Source organism: Cupriavidus sp. C1SS-2L, assembly GCF_057073735.1.
Genome location: NZ_CP172709.1, coordinates 1 through 13,518 on the forward strand (window position 1 = coordinate 1; position 13,518 = coordinate 13,518).

Below are 13,518 nucleotides of genomic sequence, written 5' to 3' on the forward strand. Positions count from 1 at the left end.
GACAAAAGGAGGCAAAAGCGCGTCAGGCTTGCCCTAACGGGCGAATATTTATCGTAGTGGGGTCAGGGTGTTGTACGGGTATGAGCTTCAGAGTGCGTCACGCTGCCTGCCGCGTGGGGCACGACCGTGAGAGGGAATACAGCGCTGATTGAACGAGCCCCGAAACTGTCCGTGGACCCTGCTGCTACCGCTATCGGGTGATCGCCTTCGGCTGCGCTACGCGCAGAGTTCAAGTCTGAGCGCGGGAGCCCAGGGCAAACCGCGCCTCGGCAACGATGCCCGCGCTGCATGCGCGAAGTAGAGAGAAGGAGTAGAAAACGGACCTGGGGCGCCCGCCGTTGATGAGCTTGCACCCAGACGACGACGTGCGCGCAGCGCAGCCGAAGGCGTCCCACCACTGACGTTGTTGAAACGCTGTACCCGAGTCCAACTTGGGGATCGTTCAAAAGTCGTACCGCGCCAGGCACAGGTTCTGACTCACATAGCGTGAGCAGGCTTGAACGATGACCACGTCTCGCGAGACCCAAGCCGCTTGATAACAAGAAGCGTACCGTTGATGGCCAGCCGCCAGGCGACGCGTTCTTTGGTTACTTTCTGTCGCTCGGACAGAAAGTGACTCGCCGGCTACGCCGGCGAAACAGCGGCGCCTGTCAAGAACGCCCCCCTACGCTGGCTGGCAGCGGGCCTGGCCTGCCTGGCAGGCCTTGGCTGGTACCAGGCAATCTCGCCGGACTACCGAATCCGCGTTGTGCTGCTGGCATGCACCGTGGCAGCGGTGTGCCTCGCACACGCACGACTGATGTGGCGTCACGGCAAGGGCTTCGGGCCGCGTTTCACTGTGGCGATCCTGCTGCTTCAGGTCCTGATCCTGTGCGGCAGGCTTTGCGCCACACTGACCAGCTCGGCCGCTTCGGCGGCGAGGAATTCGTGGTGCTGATGCCGCAGACCGACCGTCCGACCGCGCTCGCCACGGCTGAACGCCTGCGGCAGGCCGTCGCGAACCAGCAGGCCCGCGACGGCTGGCCCACGTGTACGGCAAGCGTTGGCCTGGCCAGTGTCGAGGCCGGCGAAACCACGCTCGATGGCGTCCTGTCGCGCGCCGACGCGGCGCTGTACCGCGCCAAAGCGGACGGGCGAGACCGCGTGGCGGTGGGCTGACGCTGCACGCCGTCGCGCTGTTTCATGGGTTAACCCCGCCCTTCTTCGGAGGGGTCAAACTTTGCGGAACCTCGCCGTTAGCGGAACAACAGGTTTTGAACGAATGTGGTCATCGTGTGCGCTGTCTCGGCGGCGCCGCGCATGAACCCCTTGCCGGCGTGGCATGGCAGTGGCCGCGCAGGGCTTTGGAACGGGCGCAAGGCGTTACACGGTGGGCATGCCTGCCGGGTCTGTCTGGAGGATTGGCAATCAACCGCAGCGCTTGCGTCCGACGGACGCGAAGGGGGGCATTCATGAACTTCAGGGATTTCTCGATCAAGGCCCGGCTCCTCGCCGGCTTTGGCACGCTTGCCAGCATCGTGCTGGCTGTATCCGCCTATTCCCTGCACGCACTGGGTGAATCGACGGATGGCTTCACACAGTATCTGAACGGTCTCAATGCACGTTCCGAACTGTCCGCGGAAGTGCGTGCCGCAGTGGACCGCCGCGCCATCGCCGCGCGCAATATGGTGCTCGCAACCGTGCCGGCCGAGATCGACAAGGAAAAAGCGGAAGCGCTGCGTGCGCATGAAGATGTGCAGAGCCGCCTTGGCAAGCTCAGCCAGATGGTGCAGGACAAATCCGCCAGCGACGAAGCGCGCCAGCGCATCGCGGACGTGGTTCGCGTCGAGGCCCAGTACGGACCCGTGGCGACGGCCATCGTCACGCTGGCCGCGGACAAGCACGCCGAGGAGGCCATTACCCGCATCAACACGCAATGCCGGCCATTGCTCGCGTCGCTGCTGCGTGCGGTCGACGCCTATGACGACCTGACCCATCGCCGGCAGCGGGATATGGAAGCACAGCTCGCCGCGGATTATGTCAGCCGGCGCAACCTGCTGATCGTGATCGCGCTGGCCGCGGTGGCCCTCGCATGGATCGGCGGTGTGCTGATCACGCGCGCGATCACGCGGCCTATCGGGCAGGCCGTGGACGTGGCGCGCACGGTGGCCAGCGGCGATCTCGGCGCGCGCATCGAAGTCACCAGCAACGACGAGACCGGGCGCCTGCTCGCGGCGTTGCGCGACATGAATGAACGGCTCACCGAAACGGTCACGCGCGTGCGGTCGGGCAGCGCCAGCATTGCCGGCGCGACGCGCGAGATCGCGCAGGGGAATGCGGACCTGAGCAGCCGCACCGAAGAGCAGGCCGCGTCGCTGGAACAAACCGCTGCCAGCATGGAAGAGCTGACCGAGACCGTCAGGCAAAACACCGACAACGCGCGCCATGCCACGGAACTGGCCCGCAACGCGGCCAATGTCGCGCAGGAGGGCAGCGGCACCGTGGGCCGCGTAGTGGAGACCATGCAGGGCATCAGCGCGAGTTCCGCCAAGATCGCCGAGATCACCGGCATCATCGAAGGCATTGCATTCCAGACCAACATCCTTGCGCTCAATGCCGCCGTCGAAGCTGCGCGTGCGGGGGAGCAGGGCCGCGGGTTTGCGGTGGTAGCGAGCGAGGTGCGTGCGCTGGCACAGCGCTCGTCCGGTGCGGCCAAGGAGATCAAGGCTCTCATCGATACGTCGGGCCAGCAGGTTGCCACGGGCGCGGAACTGGCCGGCGAGGCGGGTCACGCCATGGCGTCCGTCACGCAGGCCGTGGCCCAGGTCATGGCCATTGTCGAAGAGATTGCCACCGCATCGTCGGAACAAGGACGCGGCATCGAGCAGGTGAACCAGGCCATCGTCCAGATCGACCAGGTCACGCAGCACAACGCTTCGCTCGTCAGCGAGGCAGCGTCGGCGTCGCGCTCGCTCGAGGAGCAAGGACGCGAACTGAACGAACTGGTGTCGGTCTTCCGGCTGCCTGGGGAATCGCATGCGCGGCATGAACCAGGCACAAGGGCGATTCAGGCTTCGGGGCGCGTTGTCATGGCGTAGTGGAATAGTGCGGCGGCAGGACAGGTGAGGTACGGGTCCTGCCTGTCGCTCCCGTCGCGCAGGACCCGGCCCTGCTGTGTCTTTAAGCGGGTTGTCTTTAAGCGTGTTCCCTGACGCCGGATGCCGGTTTCCTCACTTCGGGATTTGACTGCGGGCCTGACCGTCTAAACTGCAGCCGATCCGACCCGGAGACATCCATGACGCAACAGGCCCGCTACGAACTGCTGAAGACCGACAAGGGCCGCCCGGTCAAGATGTGGACCCGCGGCGTGCCCGTGGAGGAAGAGGCGCGCCGCCAGCTTGCCAACACCGCGCAGTTGCCGTTCATCTTCAGCCATCTCGCGGTGATGCCCGATGTGCATCTCGGCAAGGGCTCGACCATCGGCTCGGTGATTCCTACTGTAGGTGCCGTGATTCCGGCGGCGGTCGGCGTAGATATCGGCTGCGGCATGATGGCCGTGCGTACATCGCTGCACGCATCCGACCTGCCCGATAACCTTGGCCCGCTGCGCAGCGCCATCGAACACGCGGTGCCGCATGGGCGCACCGGGCAGGGCGGCCGGCGCGACGAAGGCGCCTGGGGAAAGATCCCGGACCAGGTCGACAGCGTCTGGGCCGGGATGGCCCCCGACTTCCGCCGCATCACCGACAAGTATCCGCAACTCGCCCGCACCAACAACCGCAGCCATCTCGGCACGCTCGGCACCGGCAATCACTTCATCGAAGTCTGCCTCGACGAGGCCGATGCCGTCTGGTTCATGCTGCATTCGGGTTCGCGCGGCGTGGGCAACGCGATCGGCACCACCTTCATCGCGCTGGCGCAGCAGGACATGCGCCGGCACCTGGCCAACCTGCCCGACCGCGACCTCGCTTACCTGACCGAAGGGTCGGAGCACTATGACGACTATGTGTTCGCTGTCTCATGGGCGCAGCAGTTCGCTCGGCGAAACCGCGAGCTGATGATGGCCAACGTGCTGGCTGCCGCCCAGCGCGTGATCCGCAAGCCGTTCACCACGCAGGCAGAGGCCGTTAACTGCCACCACAACTACGTGCAGAAGGAGCGCCACTTCGGCCAGGACGTGCTGGTCACGCGCAAAGGTGCCGTCAGTGCGCGCGCGGGAGAGCTGGGCATTATTCCGGGGTCGATGGGCGCGCGATCGTTCATCGTACGCGGCAAGGGCAACCCGGAGTCGTTCTGCTCATGCAGTCACGGCGCAGGTCGCACCATGAGCCGCACGGAGGCGAAGCGCCGCTTCAGCGTGGCCGACCAGGTGCGCGCGACCGAAGGCGTGGAATGCCGCAAGGACGCCGCCGTGATCGACGAGATCCCGATGGCCTACAAGGACATTGAAGCGGTAATGGCTGCGCAGTCAGACCTTGTGGAGATCGTGCACACGCTCCGGCAGCTTGTGTGCGTGAAAGGCTAGCCGGACGACAGGCAGTGCGAAGGCGTGTGTCATTTTGTTGCATTGTGTGGCGTATTGTTGTAATTTGAGGAGGACCCCCACCCCTCGGATGACTCCATGCGCCCCTTCTGGCTAGAACAGGCCCTTCTCGGCGATACCGATCTTGCCCCCGCCTTGCGCGGAACCCGACAGGCCGAGATCTGCATCGTAGGCGGCGGTTTCACCGGGCTATGGACAGCGCTGCAGATCAGGCAAAGGCGCCCCGCCGCGAGAATTACCATCCTCGAGGCCGACATTTGCGGCGCAGGCGCGAGCGGCCGCAACGGCGGCTGCATGCTGACGTGGTCTACCAAACTCTTTACGTTGACGCGGCTGTTCGGCGAAGCCGAAGCCATGCGGCTGGTACGGGCGTCCGAGGATGCGATCCCTGCCATCGCGGATTTCTGCCGCCTGCATGGTATCGATGCCGATCTGCGCATGGACGGCACGATCTATACCGCCACCAATCCCGCCCAGGAGGGTTTGCTCGATCCGGTCGTGCAGGCGCTGGAGGACTGGGGGCTCAATAGCTGGCACCGCCTGAGCAGTGGCGAGGTTGCCGCGCGAACGGGCTCGGCCCGCAACCGCTCCGGCTTCTTTTCGCCGTTGGCCGGCACGGTGCACCCCGGAAAGCTGGTGCGCGGACTGCGTCGCGTGGCGCTGAGCCAGGGCATCGACATCCATGAGCGCTCGCCAATGATTTCGCTGGTCGATGCCGCGCGTCCCGCGGTCGTGACGCCATGCGGGCGCGTGGAAGCCGACCACGTCGTGCTGGCGCTCAATGCCTGGATGCCTACGCTGTTTCCGCAATTCGAGCGGTCGGTGGCCATTGTGTCGAGCGACATGATCATGACCGACCGCTGCCCCGACCTGCTGGCAAGCATCGGGCTCGATCACGGCACTTCGGTACTGGATTCGCGCACCTTTGTCTACTATTACCGCACCACGCGCGACGGGCGGCTCATGCTTGGCAAGGGCGGCAATACGTTTTCCTACCGCGGACGCATCGCGCCGGTCTTCAATCAGGCATCCCCGTACGAGACGATGCTCACGCAAAGCCTGCGCGCGTTCTTTCCAGCCCTGAGCGATGTGCCCGTGATTGCCAGCTGGAATGGCCCCTCGGACCGCTCGTCTACCGGCTTTCCGTTTTTCGGCTACCTGAACGGAAACCGGGCAATCTCCTATGGTTTCGGCTATTCTGGCAATGGCGTGGCGCCGAGCTATATGGGCGGCCAGTTGCTGTCGTCGCTGGCATTGGGCGAGGACAATGCCTGGACGCGTTCAGGCCTGGCGAAGGGGCCGCGTGGCCAGTTCCCTCCCGAACCGGTGCGCTATCTCGGGTCGCTGCTGGTACGCAACGCGATTCGGCGCAAGGAAAGCGCCGAAGACCGTCACACGGAACCGTTCTTGCTCGACAAATTTCTGGCCCGTTTTGCCCAGGCCGCTGGCAAAGCCGACAAGGTGGCCTGAGCGCCGGCGGGTATCGAGTCTTGCCTGACAAGCCGCACTGCGGAGCAGCGCAGTGCCAATAAAAAATGGCCAGGATCGCATCGGCTGCTTCGCCGGTGTGTCCTGGCCATGTCAGTCAAGCTCAAATCAATGGCGCAGGCGCCGACCGTCACGCGGCAACGGTCATCCCGATCTCGACGCCCATCCCCGCCAGGACTTCGCCGATGGCCTTCACCGCGCCGGGGATGCCCGCGTCGCCGAAATGGCCGATGCATCCCACGCGGAAGGTCTCGATTTCGGTGAGCTTGCCCGGATACAGGATGTAGCCGCGCTGCTTGACGGCCTGATAGAAGGTCTTGAAGTCATAGCGCGGGTCGGCCGGCGCATGAAACGTGACGATGATCGGGGCCTGTACCTTGCGCTCGAGGTAAGGCTTCAGGCCGAGCGTCTCCATGCCGTCCACCAGCAACTGGCAGTTGCGGGCGTAGCGCGCGCCGCGTGCCGGAAGTCCGCCTTCTTCCACATACTGCTGGAGCGCCTGGTCAAGCGCCGCGACCACATGCGTCGGCGGCGTGAAGCGCCACTGCGTGGTCCGTTCCATGTATTTCCACTGGTCATAGAGGTCAAGCGAAAGGGAATGGCTGTTGCCTTCACAGCGCTCCAGCGCCGTGCGCCGCGCGATTACGAAGCCCATGCCGGGCACGCCTTCCAGGCATTTGCCGGAGGCCGCAATGACGGCATCGAACGGGGTCGTGCGGGCGTCGATGTCGATGGCGCCGAAGGAGCTCATCGCATCGACGATCAGGCCGCGCCCATGCCGGGCTACGACCTGGGCGATCTCGTCCAGCGGGTTGAGCACGCCGGTGCCGGTTTCGCAGTGGACGACCGCGACGTGGGTGATGGTGCTGTCCGCAGCCAGTTGGCGGTCGATGTCCGCTGCCCGCATGGGGCGGTCCTCGGCATAGTCGATGGTGGACAGGCGCCGGCCAAGGGTCTTGCAGATTTTCGCGATGCGCTGGCAATAGGCGCCGTTCACAGGCACCAGCACATGGCCGTCGCGCGGCACCAGCGTGCCGATGGCGGCCTCCACGGAGAAGGTGCCGCTGCCCTGCAGGGGCACGCATTCATGCGTGTCGTCGCCGTGGACGATCGCCAGCACCTGCTGGCGAATGCGGGCGGTAATGGCGTTGAAGTCAGTGTCCCACGAGCCCCAGTCGCGCAGCATGGCAGCGCGGGTGCGGTCCGAGGTAGTGAGGGGGCCGGGAGTGAGCAGGATGGGGTAGGGCGTGGCGGTCATGGGTGTCTCCTGACGTTGGGTTCTGGTCTGTCGGCTTGTCGGTATCTCGGTATTCCGGGATCGCGGCGCTCAGTGGCGGGCCAGGTCGCGCCAGCCCTGCGTGCGTCGCAGCAGCACGCGGGTGCACAGGGCATAGACCAGGCAGATGGCGGTGGACGTGAGCACGATCAGGCTGGCAAGCGCCGCCGCGGGACCAATGTCGCCGGCATCGTCCATGTGCATGATGGCGACGGAGGCGAGGATGGTTTCCGGCGTGTAGAGGAAGATCACGCACGACAGCGTCGACATTGACACCACGAAGTAATAGCGGGCGATGTCCAGTACGGCAGGCAGGCATACCGGCAGCGTGACGCGCAGGAACGTGCGCCATTGCGGCACCTTGAGCGAGGCCGAGACCGCTTCGAACTCGTTATCGATCTGCTTGAGCGCGGTGATGGCCGTGAGGTGGCTCGACGTGTAGTAGTGGATGATGGTCGACTGGATCACCAGGATCATCGTGTTGTAAAGGAAGTTGAGCGGGTTCGACGGGTGGTTGAAGAAGATCACATAGCCTAGCCCAAGCACCAGACCCGGCACGGCCATCGACAGCACCGCCAGGAAATGCATGACCGGCCGCATCAGCCCGAGGTTGCGGGTTTTCTCGATCAGGTAGGCGCCGGTGAAGACGATGAGCGAACCCGACAGCGCCGTGGCGGTGGCGAGTACCAGGCTGTTCTTGTAGGCGCCGGCCATATCGCTTTCGAACAGCACGATGTGGTAGTTCTGCAGGCTCAGCGTCAGGTCGTAGGGCCACAGCTTGATCAGCGAGGTATAGATCGCCATGCCGACCACGGAGAGCAACAGTGCGCAAACCAGCATGCAGTAGCCGCCGAGGAGCGCGTTGGCCAAGGCATTGGGCTTGGGCGCGTAGGGTACCGAACGTGCGGTGAGCTGGGCGCGCAGCTTGCGGCGCACCACGGCGTCGATCATGAACGAGAGGACCGACGGCACCAGCAGGAGCACACCGACTACCGCACCCATCGAGAAGTTCTGCTGGCCGATCACCTGCTTGAAGACATCGATGGACAGCACGTTGAAGTCGCCGCCAATCACCTTGGGCGCGCCGAAGTCGGAGATGACATAGGTGAAGGTCACGGTCGCCGCGCTGATCAGGCCGTATTTGCAGGAGGGCAGGGTCACGCTGAAGAACTTGCGCCGGGTACTGGCGCCAAGGGCGCTGGCGGCTTCGTAGAGGCGCCCGTCAGCGAGCGACAGCGCCGTGACAAGGATCATCAACGCATGGGGAAAGGTGTTGTAGACCTCCGCGATGATGATGCCCCGCGCGCCGTAGATCGATGCCCCGCCCAGCAGCGGCTTGAGCACGCCTTGGTTGCCGAACCACTGCACGAAAGAGATGGCGGAAAGCAGGGACGGGGCCAGCAGCGGGATCAGTGCAATCAGCCGGAAGGCGGCTTTCAGCGGCGCTGGCAGCGTGCTGCGTGTCAGCGCATAGGCGAAGACGAAGGCCAGTGGCACGGAGATGCCGACCACGCTCGCGGCCAGCATTACCGAGTTGCGTGCCGACTGCAGCAGCGACGGTGTGCGGATGTAGGCAGCGAAGTGGGCCAGTCCGACGAAATGGCCGTCACGATCGAGCACGGCATTGGCGAGGATGGCGCACATCGGCGCCAGCAGGAAGAGGAACAGCGCTAGCAGCACGCAGGCCAGCACCGCGCGCGCGATGATTTCGTCCCAGTTCCAGCGGGCCAGCCAGCTTGTCGTGGTGGTCTTGGGTGTCTGGGACGGCATCTGGGGAAGTACGATCTCTTTCATCGTTTTGCTCCAGTCGCTGCGAAGGCCTGGATGCGGCTGGCCCGCAGCGCAATACGCAGCGGCTGGCCGGCGCGGATGCCGTGATCGTGGAACTGGTCGAGGGTGAATTGCAGGCACAGCGACTGACCGCCAAGGTGCTCGCAGCTCGCCTCGGCCATGCAGGTGTCACCCAGGAATTCGACCTTCTCGATGTTGACGGTCAGCTGGTTGGGTGTGTCGCCGCCGAACTGTCCGATGTGGCGGTCTTCGGGACGAAGATAGAGATTGACGGCCGTGCCGGGCTCGAATTCGCGGCTGCAGCCCTCGCAGGTCAGCTCCAGCGTGCCCACGCGGAAGCGGCGGCCACCGAGCGCCGTGCCGGCCAGCACATTCACGCGCCCGACAAAGTCCGCCACGAACGGCGTGGCCGGGCGTTCGTAGACCTCCAGCGGCGTGCCGACCTGCTCGATGACACCGTGGTTCATGACGACGATCCGGTCGGCCATGGACAGTGCCTCTTCCTGGTCGTGCGTGACCATGATGGTCGTTACGCCCACTTGCTGCTGCAGGCGCCGGATCTCACCGCGCAGGCGCACACGTTCCAGCGCATCGAGCGCGGACAGCGGTTCGTCGAGCAGCAGCAGGCCCGGCCGGGTCGCCAGCGCACGCGCCAGCGCGACGCGCTGCTGCTGGCCCCCCGAAAGCTGGCTGGGGTACTTGCGTCCGGAGGTCGGCAGGCCCACCAGGTCAAGCAGTTCCTGCACCCGCTGCGCGATCTCGGCCCGGCCGGTGCGACGGTTCACGAGGCCGTAGGCCACGTTATCGGCGATCGTCAGGTTCGGGAACAGCGCATACGACTGGAACACGATGCCGTAGTCGCGCCTGGAAGGAGGCAGGGCGGAGATATCGCGCCCGAGCTGGAGGATGGTGCCGGCGGTCTGCTTCTCCAGTCCGGCAATGATGCGCAGCAACGTGGTCTTGCCGCAGCCCGACGGGCCGAGGAAGCACAGCATCTCGCCCTGGTAGACGGTCAGGTCGATATGCCGCAGGGCGGTGAAGGTTTCGAATTCCTTGCGCACGCCCTGGATCTCGAGGGCGGGCACGCTGCCGGCGCGCGTGGCGACGAACTTGGCGCTGGTCATTTCCATGGGTTCCCCACAATCTGGTGATGGCTGCGATGGCGATGGCGATGGCGATGAGGGTAAAGACAGTACTGATGGGAGCGGCGCGCCCCCCCTCGCGTGGCTTACTTGGCTTCAGCCTTGCTGTCGTAGCGCTTGCTCCACTCGGCCAGGATGCGAGAGCGGTTCTTGGCGGCCCACTGGAAGTCGTTGCGGGCGAAGCGGCTTTCGTAGTTGGGCGGAATGCCGTCCAGTGGCTTGGCGACGCCGGGGTACGCCACCACGGCCCACCACGTGGCGCTGATCTGGTTCGCATCGCGGCTGGCCATCCAGTCGGCGAAGCGCCTGGCTTCCGGCAGCTTCTTGGTCGTCTTCATGATGCTCGTGGCCTCGATGTCCCAGCCGAGGCCCTCGGTTGGGAAGATCAGGTCGACCGGGGCACCGGACTTGCGCACCTGGTGGCCACGGAATTCGAACGAGATGCCGATCGGGAATTCGCCGGTCGCCGCCTGCTTGCACGGCTTGGAGCCGGAGTGCACATACTGGGCGATGTTCTCGTGCAGGCCGTCCATGTACTTCCAGCCATCGTTTTCTCCCCACATCTGCAGCCAGGCCGCCACGTCGAGGTAGCCGGTGCCGCTGGAGGCCGGATGCGGCATCGTGATACGGCCTTTATAGATCGGCTTGGTCAGGTCCTTCCAGCTCTCCGGCTTGGGCAGGCCCAGCTTCTGGGCCTCCACGCGGTTGAAGCAGATCGCGGCCGCCCAGACGTCCATGCCGACCCACTGCGGCGGCCGCGCGGTATCGGAATAGTTGGGACTCAGTTGCTGGAAACCCTTGGGCTCGTAGGCCTGCAACATGCCTTCCTGTGACAGCAGCACCAGGCTGCTCGCCGCCAGCCCGGCTACCACATCCGCCTGCGGATTGGCCTTTTCGGCCAGCAGGCGCGCGGTCACGATGCCGGTGGAGTCACGTACCCAGCGCACTTCAATATCCGGATTGGCTTTCTCGAAGCCGTCCTTGTAGAGCTTCATCGCGTCCGTTTCCAGCGCTGTGTAGACCGTGAGGGTGGTCTTTTGCTGCGCGGAAGCGCTGCCAGCCGTGCATACCAGCGCGGAAGCGCAAAGCGCCATGGCGAGTGAGTGTTTCATGCTCTGTCTCCTGTTAGTCAGATCTGTTGTCTGCACTACGGCCTTCCGCGGTGTGTCGTGCCGCACCCTGCGGTAAGATGAACTCAATGTAGAACGTAGTCTGAAGACTGTCAACGTAAGATTGAAAACTGTTGACAATCTACAGACGGGGAACTTTAATGGAGCCATGGGAATGACCGACGCCATCCAACTGTTGCGTTCAAGCTCGCTGCCGATGCTGGTGCAGGAGGAAATCGAACGCCTGATCATGACCGGCGAACTGCCACCGGGCACGCGTATCAACGAGAGCGATATCGCGGCGCGCTTTGGCACTAGCCGCGGTCCGATCCGTGAAGCGCTGCGCGCGCTGGAGGAAGCGGGGCTGGTCCGCAACGAGAAGAACCGCGGGGTCTTCGTGCGCGAGATTTCGGTGGAAGAGGCCGATGAGATCTATGAACTGCGCGAGGCCCTGGAGGAAATCATCGGCAAGCGGGTGGCGCAGCGCGTCAACCCGACGCTGGTCAGTGAACTGAACCAGCTGTTGGGCGCCATGGAAGACGTCGCCAACAAGAAAGAGGCGGCCGAGTACGCATCGCTGAACCTGCGGTTCCATGAACTACTGCTGCAACACGCGGGCAGCAACAAGCTCACCGAGACCTACCGGCGGCTCGTGAAAGAGTTGCACCTGTTCCGCATGCAGGCGCTGACCCAGGGCGGAGGGCTTGATGTGTCTGCCGACGAACACCGCGCGATCGTGGACGCCATTGTGGCGGGCAATGCCAGGCATGCCGGCGCCGCGCTGCGCGCACACGTGGCCGCCAGCCGCGTACGCATGCTCAAGGCGCACCGCAAGGTGCATCCGGAAAGCAACAACGAACCATGAGCTGACGCTCATCACCAAGGGGATTGGAAATGGGAACGACCAAGGCTGAACGCATTGAAGTCAACGGCAGGACCTACCGCTGGATGAACCGCCCGGTGGTCGTGGTATGCGTCGACGGCTGCGCACCAGAATATCTGCACGCGGCCACGGAAGCGGGCGTGGCACCTTTCCTGCGGACCGTCATGCAGCACGGCACGAGCCTGCTGGGCGACTGCGTGATTCCCTCGTTCACCAACCCCAACAACCTGTCCATCGTCACAGGGGCGCCGCCGTCGGTCCACGGCATCTGCGGCAACTATTTCTTCGATCGGGAACTGGGCGCCGAAGTGATGATGAATGATCCCAAGTACCTGCGCGCCGGCACCGTGCTCGCGGCCTTCGCGAACGCCGGGGCGAAAGTGGCTGTGGTCACGGCCAAGGACAAGCTGCGCAAGCTGCTCGGCCATGGCATGACGGGAATCTGCTTCTCGTCGGAGAAGGCTGACCAGGTCACGCAGGAGGAAAACGGCATCACCGGCGTCGTGGAGATGGTGGGCATGCCGGTGCCGTCGGTCTACAGTGCGGCGCTGTCAGAGTTCGTCTTCGCGGCCGGCGTCAAGCTGATGGAGCGCGAGCGGCCCGACCTGATGTACCTGTCCACCACGGACTACGTACAACACAAGGCGGCTCCGGGCAGCCCGGCCGCCAACGCCTTCTACCAGATGATGGACGGCTACCTGAGCCAGCTCGACGCGCTTGGCGCCACGATCGTGCTGACTGCCGACCACGGCATGAACGACAAGCACGGCGCCACCGGCGAGCCCAACGTCATCTACCTGCAGGACCAGCTCGACAGCTGGTACGGCGAGGGCGCGGCCCGCGTGATCCTGCCCATTACCGATCCCTACGTGGTCCACCACGGCGCGCTGGGCTCGTTCGCGACCATCTATACGCCGGACGCCGAGAGCGCCGCCCGCTGGATTTCGCGGATCGCCGACATCGACGGCATGGAAAGCGTGCTGACCCGCCAGGAGGCCGCGGAGCGCTTCGGGCTGCCGCCAGACCGCATCGGCGACATCGTCGCGGTATCGCGGCAGAACGTCGTGATCGGCACATCGAAGTCCAGGCATGACCTGTCCGGACTTGACGCACCGCTGCGCTCCCACGGCGGGGTGTCCGAGCAAGTCGTGCCGCTGCTCTGCAATCGTTCAATGGTCGGCCTGCAGCCGGACCGCCGCCTGCGCAACTTCGACGCACTCGACCTCGCGTTGAATCACGCCGCCTGACGGCGGCTTCCAGCCTACCTGCCTGCTGTCCTGATACGCCCCTTGCGCAGGGGCGGGGGG

General features: G+C 64.7%; 10 protein-coding genes. 6 read left to right on the forward strand and 4 right to left on the reverse strand.

Features of this window, described 5'->3' with window-relative positions; genetic code table 11:
• Positions 1–870 precede the first annotated feature (870 nt).
• The 4 genes from ACIGJG_RS17775 (at position 871) to ACIGJG_RS17790 (ending at position 5,992) form a co-directional block, all read left to right on the forward strand.
• Positions 871–1,158, forward strand: a complete 288-nt coding sequence (locus ACIGJG_RS17775; protein WP_483673689.1) for a GGDEF domain-containing protein — start codon at positions 871–873, stop codon at positions 1,156–1,158.
• 293 nt (positions 1,159–1,451) lie between these two features.
• The gene (locus ACIGJG_RS17780) at positions 1,452–3,077 is read left to right on the forward strand and encodes a methyl-accepting chemotaxis protein (RefSeq protein ID WP_220630527.1); all 1,626 of its coding nucleotides are present in this window, start codon (positions 1,452–1,454) and stop codon (positions 3,075–3,077) included.
• 197 nt (positions 3,078–3,274) lie between these two features.
• Complete coding sequence (locus ACIGJG_RS17785) at positions 3,275–4,504, forward strand: RtcB family protein (protein WP_011301974.1); 1,230 nt, start codon at positions 3,275–3,277, stop codon at positions 4,502–4,504.
• A gap of 96 nt (positions 4,505–4,600) precedes the next feature.
• A complete protein-coding gene (locus ACIGJG_RS17790) occupies positions 4,601–5,992 on the forward strand; it encodes an FAD-dependent oxidoreductase (RefSeq protein ID WP_140948808.1) in 1,392 nt (463 codons plus the stop codon).
• 148 nt (positions 5,993–6,140) lie between these two features.
• Here ACIGJG_RS17790 and ACIGJG_RS17795 read toward each other — a convergent pair whose 3' ends face one another.
• From ACIGJG_RS17795 to ACIGJG_RS17810, 4 genes are all read right to left on the reverse strand, one after another.
• On the reverse strand, positions 6,141–7,268 hold the full coding sequence (locus ACIGJG_RS17795) for a 2-aminoethylphosphonate--pyruvate transaminase (protein ID WP_220630526.1): 1,128 nt from the start codon (positions 7,266–7,268) through the stop codon (positions 6,141–6,143).
• Positions 7,269–7,337: 69 nt separating this feature from the next.
• A complete protein-coding gene (locus ACIGJG_RS17800; RefSeq protein ID WP_140948806.1) occupies positions 7,338–9,080 on the reverse strand; it encodes a putative 2-aminoethylphosphonate ABC transporter permease subunit in 1,743 nt (580 codons plus the stop codon).
• Positions 9,077–10,207, reverse strand: a complete 1,131-nt coding sequence (locus ACIGJG_RS17805) for a putative 2-aminoethylphosphonate ABC transporter ATP-binding protein (RefSeq protein ID WP_140948805.1) — start codon at positions 10,205–10,207, stop codon at positions 9,077–9,079. The genes ACIGJG_RS17800 and ACIGJG_RS17805 overlap by 4 nt, the downstream gene beginning before the upstream one ends.
• Before the next feature lie 98 nt (positions 10,208–10,305).
• On the reverse strand, positions 10,306–11,331 hold the full coding sequence (locus ACIGJG_RS17810; protein WP_011301979.1) for a putative 2-aminoethylphosphonate ABC transporter substrate-binding protein: 1,026 nt from the start codon (positions 11,329–11,331) through the stop codon (positions 10,306–10,308).
• A gap of 172 nt (positions 11,332–11,503) precedes the next feature.
• Between ACIGJG_RS17810 and ACIGJG_RS17815 the strand changes: the two genes are divergently transcribed.
• Together ACIGJG_RS17815 and phnA are read left to right on the forward strand one after the other, a co-directional pair.
• A complete protein-coding gene (locus ACIGJG_RS17815) occupies positions 11,504–12,193 on the forward strand; it encodes a phosphonate utilization associated transcriptional regulator (RefSeq protein WP_011301980.1) in 690 nt (229 codons plus the stop codon).
• 29 nt (positions 12,194–12,222) lie between these two features.
• Complete coding sequence (gene phnA / locus ACIGJG_RS17820) at positions 12,223–13,458, forward strand: phosphonoacetate hydrolase (RefSeq protein ID WP_011301981.1); 1,236 nt, start codon at positions 12,223–12,225, stop codon at positions 13,456–13,458.
• Positions 13,459–13,518 lie beyond the last annotated feature (60 nt).

Coding starts and splice junctions, on each gene's coding strand:
- ACIGJG_RS17800 (WP_140948806.1), bottom strand. CDS start 9,080: ATGAAAGAGATCGTACTTCCCCAGATGCCGTCCCAGACACCCAAGACC.
- ACIGJG_RS17805 (WP_140948805.1), bottom strand. CDS start 10,207: ATGGAAATGACCAGCGCCAAGTTCGTCGCCACGCGCGCCGGCAGCGTG.
- ACIGJG_RS17795 (WP_220630526.1), bottom strand. CDS start 7,268: ATGACCGCCACGCCCTACCCCATCCTGCTCACTCCCGGCCCCCTCACT.
- phnA (WP_011301981.1), top strand. CDS start 12,223: ATGGGAACGACCAAGGCTGAACGCATTGAAGTCAACGGCAGGACCTAC.
- ACIGJG_RS17815 (WP_011301980.1), top strand. CDS start 11,504: ATGACCGACGCCATCCAACTGTTGCGTTCAAGCTCGCTGCCGATGCTG.
- ACIGJG_RS17810 (WP_011301979.1), bottom strand. CDS start 11,331: ATGAAACACTCACTCGCCATGGCGCTTTGCGCTTCCGCGCTGGTATGC.
- ACIGJG_RS17780 (WP_220630527.1), top strand. CDS start 1,452: ATGAACTTCAGGGATTTCTCGATCAAGGCCCGGCTCCTCGCCGGCTTT.
- ACIGJG_RS17785 (WP_011301974.1), top strand. CDS start 3,275: ATGACGCAACAGGCCCGCTACGAACTGCTGAAGACCGACAAGGGCCGC.
- ACIGJG_RS17790 (WP_140948808.1), top strand. CDS start 4,601: ATGCGCCCCTTCTGGCTAGAACAGGCCCTTCTCGGCGATACCGATCTT.